Source organism: Pseudomonas boreofloridensis, from assembly GCF_030580795.1.
GTDB classification, from domain to species: domain Bacteria; phylum Pseudomonadota; class Gammaproteobacteria; order Pseudomonadales; family Pseudomonadaceae; genus Aquipseudomonas; species Aquipseudomonas boreofloridensis.
The window spans coordinates 24,435-47,557 of record NZ_JAUQOQ010000025.1 but is presented as its reverse complement, the minus strand read 5'-3'; the positions used below and the strand labels follow the sequence as shown (position 1 = coordinate 47,557).

At 67.6% G+C, this 23,123-nt stretch carries 19 protein-coding genes; 11 read left to right on the top strand and 8 right to left on the bottom strand.

What is annotated here, in order from left to right:
• Positions 1-174: 174 nt before the first annotated feature.
• Positions 175-2,028, bottom strand: coding sequence for a sigma-54-dependent Fis family transcriptional regulator (locus Q6A47_RS21295; protein ID WP_304485298.1), 1,854 nt, complete (start codon positions 2,026-2,028; stop codon positions 175-177).
• Positions 2,029-2,313: 285 nt separating this feature from the next.
• Here Q6A47_RS21295 and Q6A47_RS21290 point away from each other — a divergent pair, with 285 nt between their 5' ends.
• From Q6A47_RS21290 to Q6A47_RS21240, 11 genes are all read left to right on the top strand, one after another.
• On the top strand, positions 2,314-3,369 hold the full coding sequence (locus Q6A47_RS21290) for an ATP-NAD kinase family protein (protein WP_304485297.1): 1,056 nt from the start codon (positions 2,314-2,316) through the stop codon (positions 3,367-3,369).
• Between the two features lie 23 nt (positions 3,370-3,392).
• Positions 3,393-4,370, top strand: a complete 978-nt coding sequence (locus tag Q6A47_RS21285) for a thiamine pyrophosphate-dependent dehydrogenase E1 component subunit alpha (protein WP_304485296.1) — start codon at positions 3,393-3,395, stop codon at positions 4,368-4,370.
• Positions 4,371-4,401: 31 nt separating this feature from the next.
• A complete protein-coding gene (locus Q6A47_RS21280; RefSeq protein ID WP_029614155.1) occupies positions 4,402-5,424 on the top strand; it encodes an alpha-ketoacid dehydrogenase subunit beta in 1,023 nt (340 codons plus the stop codon).
• Entirely contained in the window at positions 5,421-6,527 is a 1,107-nt protein-coding gene (locus Q6A47_RS21275) for an acetoin dehydrogenase dihydrolipoyllysine-residue acetyltransferase subunit (protein ID WP_304485295.1), read from the top strand. The genes Q6A47_RS21280 and Q6A47_RS21275 overlap by 4 nt, the downstream gene beginning before the upstream one ends.
• A gap of 146 nt (positions 6,528-6,673) precedes the next feature.
• Positions 6,674-7,552: a 50S ribosomal protein L11 methyltransferase gene (gene prmA, locus Q6A47_RS21270; RefSeq protein WP_039582961.1), complete on the top strand. Its 879-nt coding sequence runs from the start codon at positions 6,674-6,676 to the stop codon at positions 7,550-7,552.
• Between the two features lie 41 nt (positions 7,553-7,593).
• Positions 7,594-8,928 (top strand): DUF3426 domain-containing protein, encoded by a 1,335-nt coding sequence (locus tag Q6A47_RS21265; RefSeq protein ID WP_304485294.1) that lies wholly within the window; start codon positions 7,594-7,596, stop codon positions 8,926-8,928.
• A 215-nt stretch (positions 8,929-9,143) separates the two neighbouring features.
• The gene (gene dusB, locus Q6A47_RS21260) at positions 9,144-10,157 is read left to right on the top strand and encodes a tRNA dihydrouridine synthase DusB (protein WP_304485293.1); all 1,014 of its coding nucleotides are present in this window, start codon (positions 9,144-9,146) and stop codon (positions 10,155-10,157) included.
• Positions 10,154-10,474, top strand: coding sequence for a DNA-binding transcriptional regulator Fis (fis, locus tag Q6A47_RS21255; RefSeq protein ID WP_029614158.1), 321 nt, complete (start codon positions 10,154-10,156; stop codon positions 10,472-10,474). The genes dusB and fis overlap by 4 nt, the downstream gene beginning before the upstream one ends.
• Before the next feature lie 80 nt (positions 10,475-10,554).
• Entirely contained in the window at positions 10,555-12,162 is a 1,608-nt protein-coding gene (gene purH, locus Q6A47_RS21250) for a bifunctional phosphoribosylaminoimidazolecarboxamide formyltransferase/IMP cyclohydrolase (RefSeq protein WP_039582957.1), read from the top strand.
• A 160-nt stretch (positions 12,163-12,322) separates the two neighbouring features.
• Positions 12,323-13,618, top strand: a complete 1,296-nt coding sequence (gene purD / locus Q6A47_RS21245) for a phosphoribosylamine--glycine ligase (protein WP_039582956.1) — start codon at positions 12,323-12,325, stop codon at positions 13,616-13,618.
• 104 nt (positions 13,619-13,722) lie between these two features.
• The gene (locus Q6A47_RS21240; protein ID WP_304485292.1) at positions 13,723-16,473 is read left to right on the top strand and encodes a hybrid sensor histidine kinase/response regulator; all 2,751 of its coding nucleotides are present in this window, start codon (positions 13,723-13,725) and stop codon (positions 16,471-16,473) included.
• A gap of 41 nt (positions 16,474-16,514) precedes the next feature.
• Here the strand turns inward: Q6A47_RS21240 and Q6A47_RS21235 are convergent, their stop codons facing one another.
• The 7 genes from Q6A47_RS21235 to cobG all read right to left on the bottom strand — a co-directional run bounded on the left by Q6A47_RS21235 (position 16,515) and on the right by cobG (position 23,072).
• Positions 16,515-17,138: a hypothetical protein gene (locus tag Q6A47_RS21235; RefSeq protein WP_304485291.1), complete on the bottom strand. Its 624-nt coding sequence runs from the start codon at positions 17,136-17,138 to the stop codon at positions 16,515-16,517.
• A complete protein-coding gene (locus Q6A47_RS21230; RefSeq protein ID WP_304485290.1) occupies positions 17,131-17,811 on the bottom strand; it encodes a hypothetical protein in 681 nt (226 codons plus the stop codon). The genes Q6A47_RS21235 and Q6A47_RS21230 overlap by 8 nt, the downstream gene beginning before the upstream one ends.
• A 60-nt stretch (positions 17,812-17,871) precedes the next feature.
• Complete coding sequence (locus Q6A47_RS21225) at positions 17,872-18,546, bottom strand: hypothetical protein (protein ID WP_304485289.1); 675 nt, start codon at positions 18,544-18,546, stop codon at positions 17,872-17,874.
• A 93-nt stretch (positions 18,547-18,639) separates the two neighbouring features.
• Positions 18,640-20,343, bottom strand: coding sequence for a precorrin-3B C(17)-methyltransferase (cobJ, locus tag Q6A47_RS21220; protein ID WP_304485288.1), 1,704 nt, complete (start codon positions 20,341-20,343; stop codon positions 18,640-18,642).
• Positions 20,331-21,065: a precorrin-2 C(20)-methyltransferase gene (locus tag Q6A47_RS21215; protein WP_295481577.1), complete on the bottom strand. Its 735-nt coding sequence runs from the start codon at positions 21,063-21,065 to the stop codon at positions 20,331-20,333. The genes cobJ and Q6A47_RS21215 overlap by 13 nt, the downstream gene beginning before the upstream one ends.
• Positions 21,062-21,688, bottom strand: a complete 627-nt coding sequence (locus Q6A47_RS21210; protein ID WP_039582945.1) for a precorrin-8X methylmutase — start codon at positions 21,686-21,688, stop codon at positions 21,062-21,064. Before Q6A47_RS21210 ends, Q6A47_RS21215 begins: the two co-directional genes overlap by 4 nt.
• Positions 21,681-23,072 carry a precorrin-3B synthase gene (cobG, locus tag Q6A47_RS21205; protein ID WP_304485287.1) on the bottom strand — a complete coding sequence of 464 codons (1,392 nt, stop codon included), beginning with the start codon at positions 23,070-23,072 and terminating at the stop codon, positions 21,681-21,683. The genes Q6A47_RS21210 and cobG overlap by 8 nt, the downstream gene beginning before the upstream one ends.
• Positions 23,073-23,123 lie beyond the last annotated feature (51 nt).

Genomic DNA, 23,123 nt, shown 5'->3' with positions numbered 1-23,123 from the left:
CAAGGCCGCTCCCACAGGGTCCGTACAGCCCCATGTTTCAGGGTTTGCGCGGACTTTGTGGGAGCGGCCTTGTGCCGCGAAAGGGCCGCGAAGCGGACCCAGCATTCTTTAAGTGAACAGCATTACGGACGCGTTCCGGGGTTTTTCATGGGCGCTCGGTCGGCGGCGGGGCGCTCAGCCTTTCATGCGTGGCATCTCGATCCGATGCTCGTGCACCCGCCGATACAAAGTCGCCCGCGAAATACCCAGTGCACGCGCGGCGTCAGCCGGTTTCCAGCGATGGCGAATCAACGCGTCGAGCAACGCCTGTCGTGCCGGGCAGGACACCACGCCGTCGCCCGTCTCCAGCACCTTGCCGCGTACCTCGTGCGGTAGATCCCTGCATTGCACCTGCCCGACTTCACTCACCGCGCACGCATAGCGCAGCACCTGGCGCAACTGGCGCAGGTTGCCAGGCCAGCGGTATTCCAGCAGCGCCTGCAACGCCGCATCGCTCAGCACCACGTCCACCCCGCAGGCCACGGCCTCTTCGGCGAGCAAGCGCTGGATCAGACCGAGCCTATCCTCGCGCGTGCGCAGCGGCGGCAGCGCGAAGCGGGCATTGGCCAGGCGGTAATACAGGTCTTCGCGAAACAGCCCCTGCGCCACCCTCGCGGCCAGATCGCGGTGCGTGGCGGCGATCACCTGAATGTCGACGCGCTCACGTCGCGCCGCGCCCAGCGGCGCCACCTCACCTTCGGCCAGCACCCGCAGCAGACGCGTCTGCAGGTTCAGCGGCATGTCGCCGATCTCGTCGAGGAACAGGGTGCCGCCGTGCGCCTGCTGCAACAGCCCCTGCATGCCCTTGCTCGACGCCCCGGTAAAAGCCCCGGCCACATAGCCGAACAGCTCGCTTTCGATGAGGCTTTCCGGAATGGCCGCACAGTTCAACGTGATGAAGGGACCGGCGCTGCGCTGGCTCTGGTGGTGCACCTGGCGGGCGAACACCTCCTTGCCCGCCCCCGTCTCGCCCTCGACCAGCACCGCCAGGTTGCAGTCCTTGACCCGTGTAGCCAGGCGCAGATGCTGTGCGATACGCGAATCCTGCGCGCTGTGCAGCGGCGACGCAGGGGTACGCTGGCGCGGCGCGCTGACCCGCCCATACAGACCACCCAGCCCCGGCAGGCGCTGGGCCGAGGCGTTGCAGACCTGGCGCAACTGCGCCTGGTCGAACAGCTCGCCAATGTGCGCCGGCAGCCGCCCCAGCCGCTGCACCAGGCGCTGCCGGGCCAGGCTGTTGAGTGCTTGCAGGCGGCCCTCGGCATCCCAGGCCAACAGATAATCAGGCTGGCTCTCCACGTAGCCCGGCGTACCGTGCGCGCGCATCACCCAGTGCCCCTGGGCGTGGTGCATGAAGAAGGCGTTCTCGATCTCCCGCGCCGTGCGTTCGACCAGTTGGCGGATCAGGTGCTGACTGCGCCGTTCATCGGGCGAGCGCAGCGCGGAAACGTCGATCACCCCCAGCAGGTCGCCCAGCGGGTCGAACACCGGCGCCGCCGTACAGGTCAGGCCGATGAACGCGGCGCGAAAGTGATCGCGCTTGTGCACTGTCACCGGCGCCTTGATGGTCAGCACCGCCGCGACCCCACAGGTGCCCTCCTCGCCTTCGGACCAGCAGGCGCCCAGGTCCAGCCCGGCCTTGCGGCAGTCGCTGCGGATGTTCGTCTCGACCCGGTAATCGATGGTCTGCCCCTGGGCATCGGTGAGCAGCACGCAGTAGTCGGCGCCGCGCACCTGTTCATGCAGGCGCGCCACGGCATCGCCGGCGATGCGCAGGAACAGCTCGGCGCGTTCGCGGCATTCGTTGAGCAGGCGTTGTGAAAGGATGCGCGGGCCCTGCTGGGAGGCCGGGTCCAGACGGTACACCTCCATGGAGCGTCGCCAGGAGTCGAGGATCAGCGGCGGCACGGGCGCCTGGGGCAAGCGCTCGGCGTTTTTCACCACGCGACTGACGCAATCGACGTGGGCTCGGGAATGCGCGGCAAGCATGAGGCCTCCGGTTCCTGTGGTTCTTGTCGTTGTGCGGCCATTAAGCGCTTGCCGGCAGGCATCGACAAGCCTCGTCTGATTATCGGCAGGCGTGAGACGCCGCGTCTCAGTAACCCCCGCTGCGCGCGAGCCAAGCGACACGCCGCGTCTCAGCGAAGCCCCGCTTGCGCCCCGTGAAATCCTGCCCAGAGCGCTCTGCCACGGCCGTTTGCGCGCAAAGCCTCAGAGCTGGCACCGCGCTTGCTCCTGCTCCGGGCAAGGCATAACAACAAGATGAGGTGCGCCATGACGCAGCCCGGCCCCACCCTCGGAATCATCGCCAACCCGGCCTCCGGTCGCGACTTGCGGCGCCTGACCAGCAGCGCCGGGCTGCACTCGAGCACCGACAAGGCCTCGGCCATCCAGCGCCTGCTCGCGGCCTTCGGCGCCACGGGCGTGGCCAAGGTGCTGCTGCCCAGCGACATGACCGGGATCGCCGCTGCCGTACTCAAGGCCAGCCAAGGGCCGGGGGCGAGTCTGCAGCACTGGCCGGCCGTGGAAATCCTCGACCTGCCCCTGACCCAGACCGTCGCTGACACCCACCTGGCGGCCCGCCGCATGCGCGAGCGCGGCGTGGATCTGATCGCCGTGCTGGGCGGCGACGGTACCCACAAGGCGGTGGCGGCGCACGTGGGCGACATCCCGTTGCTGACCTTGTCCACCGGCACCAACAACGCCTTTCCACAATTGCGCGAAGCCACCAGCGCCGGACTCGCTGCCGGGCTGGTGGCTGCGGGTCGGGTGCCCGCCCGCCTGGCGCTGCGGCGCAACAAGCGACTGCTGGTGAAGGTGCCCGAGCAGGGCCTGTGCGAATGGGCGCTGGTCGAAGTCGCGGTCTCGCCCCAGCGTTTCGTCGGCGCCCGCGCCCTCAGCCGGCGCGAGGATCTCGACGAAATCTTCGCCTGCTTCGCCGAGCCCCACGCCATCGGTTTGTCGGCCCTGTGCGGGTTGTGGCAGCCGGTGAGCCGCGAGGCGCCGCTGGGCAGTTGGGTGCGCCTGAGCCCCGGTGCCGAACAGGCGCTGATCGTGCCGCTGGCCCCTGGCCTGCTGCAAGGCTGCGGCATCAGCGCCAGCGGCACGCTGAGCCCGGACACCCCGCAGCGTCCGCACCTGCGTGCCGGCACCCTGGCGCTCGACGGCGAGCGCGAGATCGAATTCGCCGCCCACGACACCCCGACCATCACCCTCGACCTGCACGGCCCGTTGACCGTCGAGGTCGAGGCCGTGCTCGCCCACGCCGCCCGTCATCGCCTGCTGGCCGTGGCCCACGGCCACCGACTGCACCCTGCAACCCCGTGTTGAGACAACCCCTGGAGAACAACAACATGTCCACTGAGCTCAGTTCAGCGCAATTGCTGCATGCCTATGAAGTGATGCGCACCATCCGCGCCTTCGAGGAACGCCTGCACGTGGAGTTCGCCACTGGCGAAATCCCCGGTTTCGTCCACCTGTATGCCGGCGAGGAAGCGTCGGCAGCCGGGGTCATGGCGCACCTGCGCGACAGCGACTGCATCGCGTCCACCCACCGCGGCCACGGCCATTGCATCGCCAAGGGCGTCGATGTGCACGGCATGATGGCCGAGATCTACGGCAAGCGCACCGGCGTGTGCGGCGGCAAGGGCGGCTCGATGCACATCGCCGACCTGGGCAAGGGCATGCTCGGTGCCAACGGCATCGTCGGGGCTGGCGCACCCTTGGTGGCCGGTGCGGCGCTGGCGGCCAAGCTCAAGGGCCGCGACGACGTGGCGGTGGCCTTCTTCGGCGACGGCGCCTCCAACGAAGGTGCGGTGTTCGAGGCGATGAACCTGGCCTCGATCATGAACCTGCCGTGCATCTTCGTCGCCGAGAACAACGGCTACGCCGAAGCCACTGCGTCCACCTGGTCGGTGGCCTGCGACCACATCGCCGACCGCGCCGCCGGGTTCGGCATGCCCGGAGTGACCATCGACGGTTTCGACTTCTTCGCCGTCTACGAAGCCGCCGCTGCCGCCATCGCGCGCGCCCGCGCCGGGCAAGGGCCGTCGCTGATCGAGGTCAAGCTCAGCCGCTACTACGGTCACTTCGAGGGCGACGCCCAGACCTACCGCGCCCCGGACGAGGTGAAGACCCTGCGCGAACAGCGCGACTGCCTGCTGCAGTTCCGCGACAAGACCACCCGCGCCGGCCTGCTCGACGCCGCCCAGCTCGACGCCATCGACGCCCGCGTCGCCGACCTGATCGAAGAGGCCGTGCTCCGCGCCAAGGCCGACCCCAAGCCACAACCGGCCGACCTGCTCACCGACGTCTACGTCGCCTATCCCTGAGCCGACCCGAAGAACGACAAGGAGAATCACCATGGCAAGAAAGATCAGCTACCAGCAGGCCATCAATGAGGCCCTGGCTCAGGAAATGCGCCGCGACAGCACGGTGTTCATCATTGGCGAGGACGTGGCCGGCGGCGCCGGTGCGCCCGGCGAGGACGACGCTTGGGGTGGCGTGCTCGGCGTGACCAAGGGCCTGTACCACCAGTTTCCCGGCCGCGTGCTGGATGCGCCGCTCTCGGAAATCGGCTACGTCGGCGCGGCGGTCGGCGCCGCGACCCAAGGGCTGCGCCCGGTCTGCGAACTGATGTTCGTCGACTTCGCCGGCTGCTGCCTGGACCAGATCCTCAACCAGGCCGCCAAGTTTCGCTACATGTTCGGCGGCAAGGCCGTGACCCCGCTAGTGATGCGCACCATGTACGGCGCGGGCCTGCGCGCCGCCGCCCAGCACTCGCAGATGCTCACCTCGCTGTGGACGCACATCCCCGGCCTGAAAGTGGTGTGCCCGGCCACGCCCTACGACGCCAAGGGCCTGCTGATCCAGGCGATCCGCGACAACGACCCGGTGATCTTCTGCGAGCACAAGCTGCTGTATGGCCTGCAGGGCGAGGTGCCGGAAGAGGTGTACACGGTGCCGTTCGGCGAGGCCAGCTACCTGCGCGACGGCGACGACGTGACCCTGGTGACCTACGGGCGCATGGTCCACGTCGCGCTGGAAGCCGCCGCCAACCTGGCCCGCCAGGGTATCGACTGCGAAGTGCTGGACCTGCGCACCACCAGCCCGCTGGATGAGGACAGCATTCTGGAGAGCGTGGAGAAGACCGGCCGACTGGTGGTGATCGACGAAGCCAACCCGCGCTGCTCGATGGCCACCGACATCAGCGCACTGGTGGCGCAGAAAGCCTTCTGCGCGCTCAAGGGCCCGATCGAGATGGTCACCGCGCCGCACACGCCGGTGCCGTTCTCCGACGCGCTGGAAGACCTTTACCTGCCGGACGCGGCGAAGATCGAAGCGGCCGTGCATAAAGTGATCGACGCTGCGAGGAATGCCGCATGAGCCAGATCCATACCCTGACCATGCCCAAGTGGGGCCTGTCGATGAGCGAAGGCCGGGTCGATACCTGGCTCAAACAGGAAGGCGACACGCTCACCGCCGGCGAAGAAGTGCTGGACGTCGAGACCGACAAGATCAACGGCAGCGTCGAGTCGCCGTTCACCGGTGTGCTGCGTCGCTGCGTCGCCCAGCCCGACGAAACCCTGCCGGTGGGTGCGCTGCTGGCGGTGGTGGTCGAGGGCGAAGCCGACGAGGCCGAGATCGACGCCGTGGTGCAGCGCTTCCAGGCCGAGTTCGTCGCCTTCTGCGGTAGCGACCAGACCCAGGGGCCGCTACCGCAGAAGGCCGAGGTCGGTGGGCGCCTGCTGCGCTGGTTCGAGCTGGGCGAAGGCGACACACCGCTGGTGCTGGTGCACGGCTTTGCCGGCGACTTGAACAACTGGCTGTTCAACCACCCAGCCCTGGCCGCCGAACGTCGGGTGATCGCCCTCGACCTGCCCGGCCACGGCGAATCGGCCAAGGCCCTGCAGCGTGGTGACCTGGACGAACTGAGCGCGGCGCTGCTGGCCCTGCTCGATCACCTGGGCATTGCCCGTGCCCACCTGGCCGGCCACTCCATGGGCGGCGCGGTATGCCTGAATGCGGCGCGCCTGGCGCCGCAGCGAGTGGCCAGCCTGACCCTGGTCGCCAGCGCCGCACTGGGCGAAACCCTCAACGGCCAGTACCTGCACGACTTCATCGAGGCCGGCAGCCGCAATGCCCTGAAAGGACCGATGAGCCAGCTGTTCGCCGACGCCACGCAGGTGACTCGGCAAATGCTCGAGGACATGCTCAAGTTCAAGCGCCTGGAGGGCGTGGACGCCGCCTTGCGCCAACTGGCGGCGGCGCTGGCCGAGGGCGACCGGCAACGGCACGACCTGCGCAGCGTGACCGCCGAGCACCCGACGCTGCTGGTCTGGGGCGCCGAAGACGCGATCATCCCGGCGTCCCATGCCGACGGGCTGAGCGCCCAAGTGCAGGTGCTACCGGGTGTCGGCCACATGGTGCAGATGGAGGCTGCCGACGCGGTAAACGCTGCCGTACTGGCGTTCCTGCGCCAACCCTGAACGGGGCGCCCGCCTGGCCTGGGTCGCGCCGAACGCTGCGATCGAGGCCAGGCCTTCGGCTCTACAAACCCCGCGCACTCGCGTAAACTTGCACGCTTTCGCGCAGCCCCGTCGCTGCCCCTGCAGATTTACCAAAGGTGCCCGCCATGCCCTGGCTGCAAGTACGCCTGGCCATCAGCCCGGAACAAGCCGAAACCTACGAAGACGCGCTGCTGGAAGTCGGCGCCGTCTCGGTCACGTTCATGGACGCCGAAGATCAGCCGATCTTCGAGCCCGACCTCAACACCACGCCACTGTGGTCGCACACTCATCTGCTGGCGCTGTTCGAAGCCGACGCCGAGCCTGAGCAGGTGTTCGCCCACCTGCGCCTGCTGACCGGCGACACGCTGCCGGAGCACCAGGCCGAGGTGATCGAGGACCAGGACTGGGAACGCAGCTGGATGGACAACTTCCAGCCCATGCGCTTCGGTCAGCGCCTGTGGATCGTGCCGAGCTGGCACCAGGCGCCGCAGCCCGAGGCGGTGAACCTGCTGCTCGATCCGGGCCTGGCCTTCGGCACCGGCACCCACCCCACCACCGCCCTGTGCCTGGAATGGCTCGACGGTCAGGCGCTGGACGGCGTTCAGGTGCTGGACTTCGGCTGCGGCTCGGGCATCCTGGCCATCGCCGCGCTGCTGCTCGGCGCCCGCGAGGCGGTCGGCACCGACATCGACGTGCAGGCCCTGGAGGCCTCGCGTGACAACGCCGGGCGCAACGGCATCGCCGAACAGCGCCTGGCGCTTTACCTGCCTGAGCAGTTGCCGGCCCTGCAAGCCGACGTGCTGGTCGCCAACATCCTCGCCGGGCCGCTGGTGTCGCTGGCGCCGCAGTTGTCCGGCCTGGTGCGCCCCGGTGGCTTGCTGGCGTTGTCGGGCATCCTCGCCGAACAGGGCGAAGAGGTGGCCAAGGCCTATGCTGACGATTTCGACCTGGACCCGATCGCCGAACGCGACGGCTGGGTGCGCATCAGTGGCCGTCGCCGCTGAACCTCTTGGACCCTACTCCTGCACAGCCCCCGGATCGCCGCATGACCGACAGTTTCGTCACCCAGTGCCCGCATTGCCAGACCCGCTTTCGCATCAACCATCAACAGTTGAGCGTGGCCCGTGGGGTGGTGCGGTGCGGGCAGTGCCTGCAGGTGTTCAACGCCGCCCGGCAGTTGCTCGAACAAAGCCAGATCAGCGCCGTGAAGCCGCTGACCGAGGCCCCGGCACAGCCGCCGCAGACACCCCTGGCAGCCGCTCCGGTGGCCGCCGACCCCGTGGCGCCGCCGCCCACTCAGGGCGACTGGGCTGCCGACCTCGACGCCATGGACCTGGACCAGGCCCTCGCCCATCTGGAACGGCGCGGCCCGGACGCGCAGCGTCAGCGCGCGCACGGCGACGACTCGCTGCAGGCGCGGCGCGACGATCCGCGTGCCGATGAGCTCGGCGAGCAGGCCTTCGGCACGGCCAACGACGAGCACCTCGAACCGCATCCCGAGCCCCCTCCGACGCCGATTCTGCTCGACACCCCGGCGCCGGACCTCGACGCCGAAGACAGCGCGCGCACCGAACCCTCGCTGGGCACGCGCCTGGACCTGGACGACGACGAACGCCCCACCGGGCTGCACGCCGAGCACGACGAACCCTTCGACGAGGCGCCGCCCCTGCGCGAGCCAGCGCTTGAGCGCAGCGGCCTGTCGGCACTGGACGACGAAGTCGCCGCCGTGCGGGTCTCGGCCCGCGACGACGACGATCACCTCGAGCCCGCCGACGAAACCAGCGCCGACGAACGGCTGGAGCCGATGCTGTCGAGCACGCCGAGCCGGACCCGCAAGGCGCCGCTGGTGGAGGTGATGGACGATCCACTGCAACTGGGTTGGCAGAAACCCGCACCGAACTGGGGCAAGCGCCTGCTCTGGGGCGCGCTGGCGCTGATCGCCGCCGGCCTGCTGGGGTTCCAGTACGTCTACTACCATTTCGACGAAATGGCCCGCCACGACCGCTATCGCCCGCTGTTCCAGCAACTGTGTCCGACGCTCGGCTGCCAGGTGCCGACCCGCGTCGACATCAACCGCATCAAGAGCAGCAACCTGGTGGTGCGCAGCCACCCGGACTTCAAGGGCGCCTTGATCGTCGACGCGATCATCTACAACCGCGCCCCGTTCAGCCAGCCCTTCCCGCTGCTGGAATTGCGCTTCGCCGACCTCAACGGCCAGTTGATCGCCAGCCGTCGCTTCAAGCCCAGCGAGTACCTCTCGGGCGAACTGGCCGGGCGCGGCGAAATGCCCAGCCAGACCCCCATCCACATCGCCCTCGACATCCTCGACCCCGGCCCCAAGGCGGTGAACTACAGCCTCAGCTTCCGTTCCCCGGATTGAGGCAGCGGCAAGCCGCAAGCTGCAAGCTGCAAGCTGAAGCCGATCCGCGCTGGCTTGCAGCTTGCAGCTCATAGCTTGCCGCTTCGTGCCTGCAGCGCAGGCGCGCGGCTGCTCACTTTTTATCCAGATCCATCTTTATCCGGTCACCGAGAGCGGGTATCATGCGATCCCTTTTTCGAACTCCAATTGATCCGGCCCCACAACAGGGAACACCTATGTCGGCGGTACGCATCGGCCCATACACACTGCACAACAACCTGATCCTCGCGCCCATGGCCGGGGTCACGGACCAGCCTTTTCGCACGCTCTGCAAACGCCTGGGGGCGGGCATGGTGGTGTCGGAGATGGTCAGCAGCGACATGAACCTGTGGAACAGCCGCAAGTCGCGCCTGCGCCGCATCCACGAAGGCGATCCCGAGCCGCGCTCGGTGCAGATCGCCGGCGGCGATGCGCAGATGCTCGCGGCGGCGGCGCGGGCCAACGTCGAATCCGGGGCGCAGATCATCGACATCAACATGGGCTGCCCGGCGAAAAAAGTCTGCAACAAAGCGGCAGGCTCTGCTTTATTGAGAGATGAAGCGCTGGTTGCCGAGATCCTCGAGGCGGTGGTCGCGGCGGTCGATGTGCCGGTCACGCTGAAGATTCGCACCGGCTGGGACCGCTCGAACAAGAATGGCCTGACGGTGGCGAAGATCGCCGAACAGGCGGGTATCCAGGCGCTGGCCGTGCATGGCCGGACCCGCGCCGACCTGTACACCGGTGACGCCGAGTACGACACCATCGCCGCGATCAAGCAGGCGGTGTCGATTCCGGTGTTCGCCAACGGCGATATCAACTCTCCGGAGAAGGCCCGGGCGGTGCTGGCGGCCACGGGTGCCGACGGCCTGCTGATCGGCCGCGCCGCGCAGGGACGCCCGTGGATCTTCCGCGAGGTCGAGCATTACCTGCGCACCGGCGAGCAGCTTCCAGCCCCCGGGCTGGACGAAGTGGAACGCATTCTGCTGGAGCACTTGGCCGCATTGCACGCCTTCTACGGCGATGTGATGGGCGTTCGTATCGCCCGCAAGCATGTGGGCTGGTACCTGGCAACACGCAAGGGCGGCAGGGAGTTTCGCGCCCGGTTCAATGCCTTGGAAGATACCCAAGCGCAATGCGCCAACGTTCAGGCGTTCTTCGCCGAACGTCGACAGAGCCTTGAGACAGAGGACGGACAAGGGGTGGCCGCATGACGATGATGACCGAGACATTAGTGAGTGGAACAACGCCCGTGAGCGACAACGCCAACCTCAAGCAGCACCTGAACACGCCGAGCGAAGAGGGGCAGACGCTCCGCGACAGCGTCGAGAAGGCACTGCACAACTACTTCGCCCACCTGGAAGGCGCCACCGTCACGGACGTGTACAACCTGGTGCTTTCGGAAGTCGAGGCACCCTTGCTCGAAAGCGTGATGAACCACGTCAAGGGCAACCAGACCAAGGCCAGCGAGATGCTCGGGCTCAACCGCGGCACCCTGCGCAAGAAGCTCAAGCAGTACGACCTGTTGTAAGCCAGAATCCCAATCAGAAAAGGCGGCTCCGTCGAAAGAGGCGCCTTTTTTGCTGACTCCACCGCGTTATGGAATCCGAAATGACCGACCAGACTACCCGCCTGCCGATCCGCCGCGCCCTGATCAGCGTCTCCGACAAGACCGGTATCCTCGAGTTCGCCCGCGAGCTGCAACAGCTCGGTGTCGAGATCCTGTCCACCGGCGGCACCTACAAGCTGCTCAAGGACAACGGCGTGAACGCGGTGGAAGTGGCTGACTACACCGGCTTCGCCGAAATGATGGACGGCCGGGTCAAGACCCTGCACCCGAAGATCCACGGCGGCATCCTCGGCCGTCGCGGCACCGACGACGCCATCATGGACGAACACGGCATCAAGCCGATCGACCTGGTCGCGGTGAACCTGTATCCGTTCCAGGCGACCATCGCCAAGCCGGGCTGCGACCTGCCGACCGCCATCGAAAACATCGACATCGGCGGCCCGACCATGGTCCGCTCGGCCGCGAAAAACCATAAAGACGTGGCCATCGTGGTCAACGCCAGCGACTACGCCCAAGTCCTGGAAAGCCTCAAGGCCGGCGGCCTGACCTACGCCCAGCGCTTCGACCTGATGCTCAAGGCCTTCGAGCACACCGCCGCCTACGACGGCATGATCGCCAACTACATGGGCAGCATCGACCAGTCCCAGGCGCAACTGTCCACCGAAGGCCGCAGCGAATTCCCGCGCACCTTCAACACTCAGTTCGTCAAGGCCCAGGAAATGCGCTACGGCGAGAACCCGCACCAGAGCGCGGCGTTCTATGTCGAGGCGAACAAGGGCGAGGCCAGCATCTCCACCGCCCTCCAGTTGCAAGGCAAGGAACTGTCGTTCAACAACGTGGCCGACACCGACGCCGCGCTCGAATGCGTGAAGAGCTTCGTCAAGCCGGCCTGCGTCATCGTCAAGCACGCCAACCCGTGCGGCGTGGCCGTGGTGCCGGAAGACCAAGGCGGCATCCGCCAGGCCTATGAACTGGCCTATGCCACCGACAGCGAGTCGGCGTTCGGCGGCATCATCGCCTTCAACCGCGAACTGGACGGCGAAACCGCCAAGGCCATCGTCGAGCGTCAGTTCGTCGAGGTGATCATCGCCCCGAGCATCTCCCAGGCCGCCCGCGAAGTGGTCGCAGCCAAGCAGAACGTGCGCCTGCTCGAGTGCGGCCAGTGGCCAGCCGAGCGCCCGATGGGCTGGGACTTCAAGCGCGTCAACGGTGGCCTGCTGGTGCAGAGCCGCGACATCGGCATGATCGGTGCCGAGGCGCTGAAGGTCGTGACCCAGCGCGCGCCAACCGAACAGGAACTGCATGACCTGGTGTTCGCCTGGAAAGTGGCCAAGTTCGTCAAGTCCAATGCCATCGTCTACGCCAAGAACCGTCAGACCATCGGCGTCGGCGCCGGTCAGATGAGCCGCGTCAACTCCGCGCGCATCGCTGCCATCAAAGCCGAGCATGCTGGGCTGCAGGTGCAAGGTGCAGTCATGGCCTCGGACGCGTTCTTCCCGTTCCGCGATGGCATCGACAACGCCGCCAAGGTCGGCATCAGCGCGGTGATCCAACCGGGCGGCTCGATGCGCGATGCCGAAGTCATCGCCGCCGCCGACGAGGCCGGTATCGCGATGGTGTTTACCGGTATGCGCCACTTCCGCCACTAAACGGTAGCGGCAAGTTTCAAGCTACACGCTGCAAGCAAGAGCCCTGAGCGCTTGCCTGCAGCGGCAGCACCACACATCCCCTGGCTGCAGGGTTGGCAGAATCAGCGCATAGCGCTTTTCTTGCAGCTTGCAGCTTGCAGCTTCTCCGAAGGAGTCTGTAATGAAAGTTTTGATCATTGGCAGCGGCGGTCGTGAACACGCCCTGGCCTGGAAAGTCGCGCAGGATCCACGGGTCGAGAAAATCTTCGTCGCCCCCGGCAACGCCGGCACTGCCACTGAAGCCAAGTGCGAGAACGTCGCCATCGACGTCTGTGCCCTGGAGCAGTTGGCCGATTTCGCCGAGAAGAACGTCGACCTGACCATCGTGGGTCCGGAAGCGCCGCTGGTCATCGGCGTGGTCGACCTGTTCCGCAGCCGTGGCCTGGACTGCTTCGGGCCGACCCAGGGCGCGGCGCAACTGGAGGGCTCCAAGGCCTTCACCAAGGACTTCCTGGCTCGCCACAAGATCCCGACCGCCGACTACCAGAACTTCACCGAGATCGAACCGGCCCTGGCCTACCTGCGCGAGAAAGGCGCACCGATCGTCATCAAGGCCGACGGCCTGGCCGCGGGCAAGGGCGTGATCGTCGCCATGACCCTGCAGGAAGCCGAAGACGCCGTGCGCGACATGCTCGCCGGCAACGCTTTCGGTGATGCCGGTTCGCGCGTGGTGATCGAAGAATTCCTCGACGGCGAGGAAGCCAGCTTCATCGTCATGGTCGACGGCCACAACGTGCTGCCCATGGCCACCAGCCAGGACCACAAGCGTGTCGGCGACCAGGACAGCGGCCCGAACACCGGCGGCATGGGCGCCTACTCGCCCGCGCCGGTGGTCACCGCCGAGGTGCACCAGCGCGTGATGGACCAGGTGATCTGGCCGACCGTGCGCGGCATGGCCGCCGAAGGCAATGTCTACACCGGCTTCCTCTACGCCGGCCTGATGATCGACAAGGCGGGCAACCCCAAGGTCATCGAATTCAACTGCCGCTTCGGCGACCCGGAAACCCAACCGGTGATGCTGCGCCTGGAGTCGAGCCTGGTGCTGCTGATCGAAGCGGCCTTCGCCAAGGCCCTGGACAAGGTCGAGGCGCAGTGGGATCCACGTCCGAGCCTGGGCGTGGTGCTGGCGGCCGGTGGCTACCCGGGCGACTACGCCAAGGGCGCGGCGATCAGCGGCCTGGACGCGGCCGCCGCGCTGGAAGGCAAGGTGTTCCATGCCGGTACCGCGCTCAAGGAGGGCCAAGTGGTCACCGCCGGCGGTCGCGTGCTCTGCGCCACAGCCCTGGGCGACACCGTCCAGGCGGCCCAGCAACAGGCCTACCGCCTGGCTGAACAGATCAGCTGGGACGCCAGCTTCTACCGCACCGACATCGGCTATCGCGCCATCGCCCGTGAGCGCGGTGAATACCCGCGCTGACGCCTGCCCCGCGCTCGTCGACAGGGCCCTTCGGGGCCTTGCCTTCGTCGCGCCCCGCCGCGCATAGTTGTCGCCCGGCCCCTCAGCCCAGAAAGGATCTCGACGTGCGTCGGCTTCGGATTGCCACTGCCCTGCTGGTCAGCCTGCTGACCCTGCTCTGCCTGCTGCCGGCTTCGGCCGAACAAGGCTCGGGCTGGTCGGTGCTGCTCGACGAGCAGGCTAGCCTGCAACTGTCCGACATCCGCTCCGAACGCTACCGCAACCAGTTCAGCCCCCTTGAACTGGACGCGTTGGACGCTGCCGAGCCTGACCAGGCCCTGTGGCTGCACTACCGCCTGGAGCCTGCCGACCAGGAACGCCTGCTGCGCATCTTCGCCCCCGACCTCTCGCGCCTGGACCTCTATGCCCTGGTCGACGGCAAGCTGCTGCGCCAGTTCCACCATGGTCGCGCGCCGAGCGATGGCAACCCGACCTTGCGTGGCAGCGACCATGTGCTGGCGTTGCCCAATGCCACGCAAGCGCTGGACCTCTATGTGCGACTGGTGTCCGAACACCAGTTGCGACCGGCGATCAGCCTGGAATCGGCGGCGCAGGCCGCCAGCGACCAACGCCAACCGCTGCTGTTCGGCCTGCTGTTCGGCGCCTTGGCGATGCTGATCCTGCACAACCTGATCCGCTTCTTCTACACCCGCTCCGGCACCACCCTGGTGCTGGCGCTGTACCACGCGCTGATGCTGCTCAGCGCGCTGATCCTGCTCAACCTCTGCGGCCCGTGGTGGCGCCTGTGGCACAGCGCGCAAACCCCGGCGGCCTACCTGATGCTGGTGTTGGCCGGGCTGGTCGGCCTGCACTTCACCCAACGCTTCTTCGCCCCCTGCGCTTCTCGCCGGCTGAACCGCCTGCTACAGGCGCAGATGCTCATCGGCGGGCTCTGCGGCCTGCTGCTGCTGTTCGTCGACACCCTGCCGCTGAACCTCACCACCTACGTCCTGCTCGCCCTCGGCAGCCTGAGCATGCTCCTGATCAGCGCCTATTACTGGTATCAGGGCTACACGCCTGCGCGGCTGTTCGCCTCGGGCATGCTGGTGTTCAGCCTGGGCGGCCTGGTGCTGCTGCCCGCCCTGCTCGGCCTGACCCGCACCGCCACACCGTGGCTGCTGTGCATCCTGCTGGGATTGACGGTGGTCAGCGGCCTGCTGCTGAACCTGGCGGTCAGCGAGCGCCTGCGCAGGACCAACGACGAGCGCGTGCGCGCCAGCCGCGCGCTGGCCGCCAGCAATGCCGAGATCAATGCCAAGGCCGAGTTCCTGGCCAAGATCAGCCACGAGATCCGCACCCCGATGAACGGCGTGCTGGGCATGACCGAACTGCTGCTCGGCACGCCACTGTCGGTGAAGCAACGCGACTACGTGCAGACCATTCACAGCGCCGGTAACGAGCTGCTCACCCTGATCAACGAGATCCTCGACATCTCCAAGCTCGAATCGCGGCAGATCGAGCTGGACGATGTGCAGTTCGACCTCAATGCCCTGATCGAAGACTGCCTGAACATCTTCCGGGCCAAGGCCGAGCAACAGAACATCGAGCTGATCAGCTTCACCCAGCCGCAGGTGCCGCGGGTCATCAGCGGCGACCCGACACGCCTGCGCCAGGCGCTGTCCAGCCTGCTGGAAAGCGCCCTGAAGAACGGCGACCAAGGCGAAATCCTGCTGGTGGTGGCCCTCGATCAGCGCGGCGACGCCACGCGCCTGCGCATCGCCGTGCAGGACAGCGGCGAGCCGATGCCCAGCGCCGAGCGCGAGGCGCTGCTGCAGGCCGAGTTGCACAGCCACCATTTCCTCTCCAGCAACAAGCTCGGCGGCCACCTGGGCCTGGTGATCGCCAAGCAACTGATCGGCCTGATGCAGGGCGAGTTCGGCATCAAGACCAGCACCAGCCGTGGCAACACCTTGTGGCTCACCCTGCCGCTGGATCCGGCGCGCCTCGAACAGCCCAGCGCCGACCTCGACGGCTCGCTGCGCGACGCTCGGGTGCTGGTGGTGGACGACAACGACACCTGCCGCAAGGTGCTGGTGCAGCAGTGCAGCGCCTGGGGCATGAACGTCAGCGCAGTACCGTCGGGCAAGGAAGCGCTGGCGCTGCTGCGCACCAAGGCGCACTTGCGCGACTACTTCGACGCCGTACTGCTGGACCAGAACATGCCCGGCATGACCGGTATGCAACTGGCGACGAAGATCAAGGAAGACCCGAGCCTGAATCACGACATTCTGGTGATCATGCTCACGGGGATCAGCAATGCGCCGAGCAAGGTCATCGCCCGCAACGCCGGGATCAAACGCATCCTGGCCAAGCCGGTGGCCGGTTACACGCTCAAGACCACCCTCGCCGAGGAACTGGCCCAGCGCGGTCGCGAGACGGCCCTGGCCAGCGCCCTGGGCAACGCCCCGGCACCGCTGGAGTTGCCCACCGACTTCCGCATCCTGGTGGCCGAGGACAACAGCATTTCCACCAAAGTGATTCGCGGCATGCTCGGCAAACTCAATCTCGAGCCCGACACGGCCAGCAACGGCGAAGAAGCGCTGAGGGCGATGAAGACCCAACGCTACGACCTGGTGCTGATGGACTGCGAGATGCCTGTGCTGGACGGGTTCTCCGCCACCGAGCAGCTTCGCCAATGGGAACTGGCCAACCAGCGCCCGCGCACGCCGGTGGTGGCGCTGACCGCGCACATTCTCGGCGAGCACAAGGAGCGCGCCTTGCAGGTCGGCATGGATGGACACATGGCCAAACCGGTGGAGCTGTCTCAGTTGCGCGAGCTGATCCAGTTCTGGGCCAGCCAGCGCCAGCAAGGCTGAAAGCTGCAAGCTGCAAGCTGCAAGCTGCAAGCTGCAAGCAACTAGAGGTCGTAATCGAGGATGCGGTTGAGTGAAACCTCGACCACACGTTGCTGCACGTTGGGCAGGTGACTGTGCTCGAAGGCCAGTAGGTTGAAGCGCACGAGTTCGGCGCGGACATTTTTCAGGGTGCGCTGGCGGGTGAGAAAGCCAGCGCTCCAGACATCGCGGGTGTCGATCTCGTGGTACAGCACCATGTCCACGCGGTGCTCGCCGGCCGGGGCGCAGGGCAGTAGCTGGAAGTGCTGGCGCGCCTGGGCGTGGTGCTCGAGGCTGGCCAGTGGCTTGGGATTGCCCAGCAGCTTGGCCAGCGACAGTTGTACCGCATCGGCGAAATGGCCGCCGGCGGTCTTGGCGATCAGGCTCAGCACCTTGTCCACCTGCTCGGTTCGCGAGTCGTCCGGCCAATTGATCTGCTCGGCGGTCACCGCGTCCCAGCCCATGAACTTCAACTGGTTGCGGTAGTAGGCGAACCAGTCCTGTACCAGGCCCTCTTCGAACGCACCCTGGGTCGCACGCTCGGCCAGCGCCAGCGCCAGTTTCACCTTGTCCTTCTGCGCCAGCGACAGGCCCGGAAGGAACGACACCACACCGGCGCCGATCACGGCAGCATTGTGCTCACTCATGGCTGCTCACTCCCAGTTCCAGGCGCCGTGGTTGATCGCGCTCCTTCTGCTCGACCAGACCACGCAGGGCGGCGCGGCGTGACGCGAAGGCTTGGGTGTTCAGGTTCAATGACATCGCGCGCAGGCTCACCTCGACACTGGACGGCAGGTGGCGCAAGGCCGCCGCGAAAGTGTCGCGGGTCACCGGCTGCTCGCTGCGCCACGCTACGCTGCACAGGTCCAGGCTCGGACCACTGCCGATCAGCGCGAACTCGACGCTCACGTCTGCGCGCTCGGCCTGCTGGCGCACGGCAAAACGCAGGAGATGATCGAGGCCCGCTGCATGGCCGCAGACGCGGTCGGCGACCGTTTCTCTCAGTGCATCGAGCGCGATCTGGCGCTGCTTGAACCAGGTGGCCAGGGGTGCATCGTCAGTGCTCAGGCCGTCAGCGCCCAAGGTGAGCTGTTCGTGCAGGTTGACGGTGCGGATCCAGCTCAGCGCAGCGAACGCCTGGCGATAAGCCGCCGCCCAGGCGTCGGGATGGTCGAAGCGCTCGCCAGCCTGCTTGCAGGCCAGCAACTGACAGTACTGCAGTGAATCGAGGGCATCGGCGCGTGACTGCGGCAAGATGTCCGGCGGCATCAGCACGATGCTGTGGCCGACCAGCAGCACGCTGTGATCGTGATAGGTCATGGCGGTAGTTCTCGTCTGGACGGACTCGGAAACGCGGCGCCCACGGACGCCGCGCCTGGATCAGATGTCGTACTGCAGGACGTTCTCGACGCTGCGCACGCCGAGCTTTTCCTCGATGGTGGCGCGCACCTTTTCGTAGACGAAGCTGTTGAGTGTCAGTACGGCCTGACCGGCGTAGTAATCCGATCTGTCGAGCTTGAACTGCACACCCAGCACGTCATCGTCGATGTTCGGCGCGGTCGATTGCACGCAGCTCATGACCATGACCACATCGCCCTTGGCGGTTTCCACGCAGGCGGCCATGCCCACCACGCCGCGGTCCTTGCTCTTCTTCTTGTGGTGGACGATGCGGGTGTCGCTCTCCACCGTGGTGAGCTTGTCGAACGCCTTCTTCGCCAGCGCGCCCACCGCAGTGCCGCCGAGCAGGGCACTGCCAGCCGCGCCGATGACGCGCACGGCCACCGCGCCGAGGGTGACGCTGAGCTCGGTGGATGTTTCCATCTCGAAGCTGCGCTTGGGGGTGGTGAAACCGACGTCACGCATGGCGTCGAGGAACTTGTCGTACCACGCCTTGCCATCCTTTTCGATATCCAGCACCTTGTCTGCGGCAAGGGTGGCGAAGTGGAACGCGTTCTTCACATCCTGGCGGTGCTGATCGGACATGCCCGCACCGCAGGCCAGCAGGTTGCCTTCGACCAGCAAGCCGGCATCGGCGCTGGTTTTGTCGTCGCTCATTTGAAAACTCCTTGGGGTGGTCCCTGCACATCAGGGACCACCACGTTAGCCAGGCGCCGCCTGGCGTGGCGCGCTGAAGGAGTTCCTCTGCGGTCACCCGTGCGGGGGGTACCAGCGCGGGGTGTACACCCACTGCACACCGCCCGGATGCTGGAATACGCAGGTGGTGGACGAGCCGACCAGCACCATGGTGCGCATGTCGACCATCTCCGGCAGCAGCTCGGCGAGCGTCACCACCTTCAGCGTCTGTCCCGGGCGGCCGATGTCACGCCCCAGCACCACCGGCGTGCGACCGTCGCGGTGACGGCGCACGACGTCCAGGGCCTGGCCCAGTTGCCAGGGGCGGGCCTTGGAGATGGGGTTGTAGAACGCCAGCACCAGATCGGCCTGGGCCGCCAGGTCCAGACGGGTTTCGATGATCGACCAGGGCTTGAGGTTGTCCGACAGCGACAGCACGCAGAAGTCGTGCCCCAGCGGCGCGCCCGCCTGAGCAGCGGTGGCCAGCGAGGCCGAGACACCGGGCAGGATCTGCAGCTCGACCCGGTGCCAGGCCGGGTCGTCGGACTCATGCAGCGCTTCGAGCACGGCGGCGGCCATGGCGAACACCCCCGGATCGCCCGACGACACCACCACCACCGAACGCCCCTGCGCCGCCAGCGCGAAGGCATGCCGGGCGCGCTGCATCTCTTCGCGGTTGTCGGTGCAGTGCAGCACCTGGTCGTCGCGGAAGGGACCGGCCATGCGCACATAGGTCTCGTAGCCCAGCACATCCTCGGCGCGGGCCAGCTCGGCCTTGACCGCCGGCACCATCAGCTCGGCCGCGCCGGGGCCCAGGCCGATCACCGCCAGACGACCACGGCCCCGGCCAATCTGCTGCGCATCGAACGGCGCGGCGGCTATGGCGATGGCCAGGCCGTCCTGCTCGATCACCTGCGCACCGGCCAGCGCTTGCTGCGCCCTCTCGCTGACGCTGACACCTGCCGGGGCGAAGCGCAGGATCACGCCCAGTTCGCGGGCCGCCGCGTGCACGGCGGGTTCAGCCATCGCCGGTTCGCTCGCCAGCAGGCAGGCCAGCGACGCCTGGGCGATGTTCGCCGCCGCCAGCGCCTCACGCACGCGCCGCGCCAGTTCGGGCTGTGTCTCGTCCACCGCCACCAGCACCGAACGCGGGTGGATCAGCAGTTCATCGCGGCTGGCCGGGCGCGCCGTGCAGCCCACGTGCAAGGTCAGGCGTGCGTCGTCGGCCTGGGTCAGTGGGGCCTGGGCCAGCCAAGGCGCCGCGCCTTCGATGCGCAGCGGCTCGCCGGCCAGCAGGTCGGAGACGAAACGCTTGCCCTGCTCCAGGTCGGCCAGGGCGTAACCGGGCGGCGGGTTGAGCAGGCAGGTGCCGAAGCGCAGTTCGCCGCTGGTGGTGATCGCCGCAGCCACTCCCAGCGCCTCGCCAAGCTCGCGGGCCAGCCCATTGACCCCGCTCAGGCCACCGAGCAGCGGCACCACTGCGCTGCCGTCCTCGGCCACCGCGAGCACTGGCGGCTCGCTGCCCTTTTCGTCGAGCACAGCGGCGAGGCTGCGAATGACGATGCCGGCCGCGCACAGGGCGATGATCGGCACGCCCGCGCGGTACAGCGCGCGCAGGGTGTCGCCGAACGAGGCATACAGGTGATCGACGCCTTCCACACGCCCACTCAGGCCATGAATGCGTGCCTGTGGATAACGCTGCTGCAGGCGCCGTGCGGTGGCCAGGCTGCCCTGGCCGAGCACGACGATGGCCATCGCCTGCGTGTTCATCCCTGCCATTTTTCCCCCGGCACCACGATCAGCGAGAAATACGGCGAGGACTGCGGATCGACCGCATCGAGCGCGACGATCTTCTGGTTGGCCATGGTCGCGCGCTCCACGTACAGGGCGCGGCCATCCAGGCCCAGCTCGGCGAGCACCTCGCGCACCTTGGGGAAGTTGCGGCCCAGCTTCATGATCACCGCCGCGTCGGCGTCGGCCAGGCGCCGTTTGAGCTCGGCGTGGGGCAGCACGCCAGAGAGCACGGTCAGGGTCTGGTTGCGGTACACCAACGGCGCGCCCAGCACCGAGGCGCCGCCGAGCATCGAGCACACGCCTGGGATCACCTGGGCTTCGTAGCGCTGGGCGAGGCGGTCGTGCAAGTACATGTACGAGCCGTAGAAGAACGGATCGCCCTCGCAGATCACCGCCACGTCGCGACCGGCCTCCAGGTGTTCGGCCACCTGCACGCTGGCTTCGTCGTAGAAGTCGCTGATCACCTGTTCGTACGACAACGGCGCCGGCAGCGCCTCGGTGGTCACCGGGTACACCAGCGGCAGCAGCGTCTGCTGCGCCTGCAAGTGCCCCTCGATGATGCCGAAGGCATTGCCGCGCTTGCCCTTGGCCACGAAGTAGGCCACCACCTGCGCCTCGCGCAGCAGGCGCAGCGCCTTGACCGTGATCAGCTCGGGATCGCCGGGGCCTACGCCCAGCCCCAGCAGACGTCCGCGTGCCTGCATCATTCCACCTCCGTGGCCAGTGCGTTGACCGCCGCTGCGGCCATGGCGCTGCCGCCCAGGCGGCCCTGCATGATCACGAAGGGCACGCCACGGCTGTCGGCGGCGAGCATGGCCTTGGACTCGGCAGCGCCGACGAAGCCCACCGGGAAGCCCAGGATCAGGGCGGGCTTGGGCGCCCCGGCATCGAGCATTTCCAGCAGGTAGAACAGTGCAGTGGGGGCATTGCCGATCACCACCACGCTGCCGGCCAGGTGCGGGCGCCACAGCTCCAGGGCCAGCGCGGAGCGGGTGTTGCCGGCCGCCTTGGCCATGTCCGGCACGCGCGGGTCGCGCAGGGTGCAGATCACCGGGTTGTTGGCCGGCAGGCGGGCGCGGGTGATGCCCTCGGCGACCATGTGCGCATCGCACAGGATCGGCGCGCCGTTGGCCAGGGCCTGGCGTCCGGCCAGACCCGCGCCGGCAGAAAACTGCAGGCCATCGATGGCCTCGACCATGCCGCAGGCATGGATCACGCGCACGGCGAGCTTTTCCAGGTCGGCGGGAATCCGCTCCAGGCGGGCCTCCTCGCGGATGATGCGGAAGGAATTGCGATAGATCTCCTGACCATCGCGGATGTAGTCAATCATCAAGGTGCTCCGTCGGCAGGTCGAGCATGGCGCCTGCTTCTTCTGGGGTAAGGTCGCAGGCGCGCAAGCGGCCGAAGCCGGGCAGGCGCGCGTCGCGCAGATAGAGGTCGTAGCGTCCGGGCGCGCGGGCCAGCAAGGTCGCCGGGGCCACGTGGGCCATGGCGCAGGAGCGCGGACAGCCGGTCAGGTGCACGCTGGCCGGAACGCCGTGGTGCAACCGGCCGGCGAGCAGCCGGGCATCGGCCTTGGTGTCGGCCAGGCCGCGGGCACAGCCGCTGGAACCGGTGCAGGCCGCGAGGCGGGCCAGCGGCTGCTGCGCAGCGTCGATCAGGCCCAGCTCGGCCAGCGCCGCCTGGGCGTCGATGAGCTGCGTGGGGTCGAGGTTCGGCAGTACCAGGCTTTGCCAGGGGGTCAGGTGCAGGCTGCCGTCTCCGACCAGACGGGCGACGTGCGCCGCGCCGCGCAGCATGTCTGGAGTCAGGCGTCCCAGCGGCGGCGCGACGCCCAGGGCCACGCCGTGACGCTGGGCCAGCGCGCCGAGCCAGCGCGCCTGACTCGCCGGACGGCGCCAGTTGAGTACGGCGGCATCGTGACGAATCGGCAGGCCCAGGTCGGCGACGAAGGTCTGCGCCGGACAGGTCTGCAGCAGGTGGCGCATGCGCGTCTGCTCAGGGCTGGCCAGGTCGAGAAAGCGTTCCAGTACCGCCTGCACCAGCGCCAACCCCTGGTCGAACGGCACGGCCCCCAGCGGCGGATCCTCGCCCGGACAGCCGGCCAGGCCGAAGGCCAGCCAGGGCTCGCCGTCGAGGGTGAGGGCCGACAGCCACAGATCATGAGGGTGAGCGAGCATCGCCAGGTCCTCGCCGCCGTCCAACTGCACGGCGAACTTGGCCGACAGCGCATGCAGGCGCGGGGTGGTTTCCAGCAGCTGCAAGAGCTGCGCGGCCAGCGGGCGAACATCCACGACGCTGGCCGGATCGAGGCCGGCCAGCGGGCTGAGCATCAGGTTGCGGACATCGTCGCCAGCGGCCTCGCGCGGCCCCAGCCCGGCAGCCAGCAGGTGCTCGATCAGCGCCGGGTGCTGCGCGCCGATGCCGCGGATTTGCAGGTTGGCGCGGTTGGTCGCCTCGATCACGCCCGAGGCGTAGCGCTCGGCGGCGTCGGCCACGGCCTCGGCCTGGGCGGCCAGCAAACGCCCGCCGGGCAACTTGATCCGGCAGATACCGCCATCGCGCGCGGCGACGATGCGCCACAACCCCGGACAGGCCGAGGGACGTGGTGCTGCGCGGGGGGTTGGGCTTGGCTTCAAGAGGGTGTCCGGCAATCGTCGAGGCGCGCTTGTGGAGGGAAGGCGCGGTATTATGCCTGCTTTGTCCGGCGGCATGAAAAGCCGGTGGTCGAGCCGGTCGTGGAAATCGCGCTGGCGCTGATCGTG

Excerpts from the sequence above, each read along its gene's own strand:
- Q6A47_RS21210 (WP_039582945.1), bottom strand. The coding sequence starts at position 21,688 with ATGATTGACTACATCCGCGATGGTCAGGAGATCTATCGCAATTCCTTC.
- fis (WP_029614158.1), top strand. The coding sequence starts at position 10,154 with ATGACGATGATGACCGAGACATTAGTGAGTGGAACAACGCCCGTGAGC.
- Q6A47_RS21265 (WP_304485294.1), top strand. The coding sequence starts at position 7,594 with ATGACCGACAGTTTCGTCACCCAGTGCCCGCATTGCCAGACCCGCTTT.
- Q6A47_RS21280 (WP_029614155.1), top strand. The coding sequence starts at position 4,402 with ATGGCAAGAAAGATCAGCTACCAGCAGGCCATCAATGAGGCCCTGGCT.
- Q6A47_RS21225 (WP_304485289.1), bottom strand. The coding sequence starts at position 18,546 with ATGAGCGACGACAAAACCAGCGCCGATGCCGGCTTGCTGGTCGAAGGC.
- Q6A47_RS21290 (WP_304485297.1), top strand. The coding sequence starts at position 2,314 with ATGACGCAGCCCGGCCCCACCCTCGGAATCATCGCCAACCCGGCCTCC.
- Q6A47_RS21230 (WP_304485290.1), bottom strand. The coding sequence starts at position 17,811 with ATGACCTATCACGATCACAGCGTGCTGCTGGTCGGCCACAGCATCGTG.
- Q6A47_RS21235 (WP_304485291.1), bottom strand. The coding sequence starts at position 17,138 with ATGAGTGAGCACAATGCTGCCGTGATCGGCGCCGGTGTGGTGTCGTTC.
- purH (WP_039582957.1), top strand. The coding sequence starts at position 10,555 with ATGACCGACCAGACTACCCGCCTGCCGATCCGCCGCGCCCTGATCAGC.
- prmA (WP_039582961.1), top strand. The coding sequence starts at position 6,674 with ATGCCCTGGCTGCAAGTACGCCTGGCCATCAGCCCGGAACAAGCCGAA.
- Q6A47_RS21275 (WP_304485295.1), top strand. The coding sequence starts at position 5,421 with ATGAGCCAGATCCATACCCTGACCATGCCCAAGTGGGGCCTGTCGATG.
- Q6A47_RS21285 (WP_304485296.1), top strand. The coding sequence starts at position 3,393 with ATGTCCACTGAGCTCAGTTCAGCGCAATTGCTGCATGCCTATGAAGTG.
- cobJ (WP_304485288.1), bottom strand. The coding sequence starts at position 20,343 with ATGGCAGGGATGAACACGCAGGCGATGGCCATCGTCGTGCTCGGCCAG.
- purD (WP_039582956.1), top strand. The coding sequence starts at position 12,323 with ATGAAAGTTTTGATCATTGGCAGCGGCGGTCGTGAACACGCCCTGGCC.
- cobG (WP_304485287.1), bottom strand. The coding sequence starts at position 23,072 with ATGCCGCCGGACAAAGCAGGCATAATACCGCGCCTTCCCTCCACAAGC.
- Q6A47_RS21295 (WP_304485298.1), bottom strand. The coding sequence starts at position 2,028 with ATGCTTGCCGCGCATTCCCGAGCCCACGTCGATTGCGTCAGTCGCGTG.
- Q6A47_RS21215 (WP_295481577.1), bottom strand. The coding sequence starts at position 21,065 with ATGATGCAGGCACGCGGACGTCTGCTGGGGCTGGGCGTAGGCCCCGGC.
- dusB (WP_304485293.1), top strand. The coding sequence starts at position 9,144 with ATGTCGGCGGTACGCATCGGCCCATACACACTGCACAACAACCTGATC.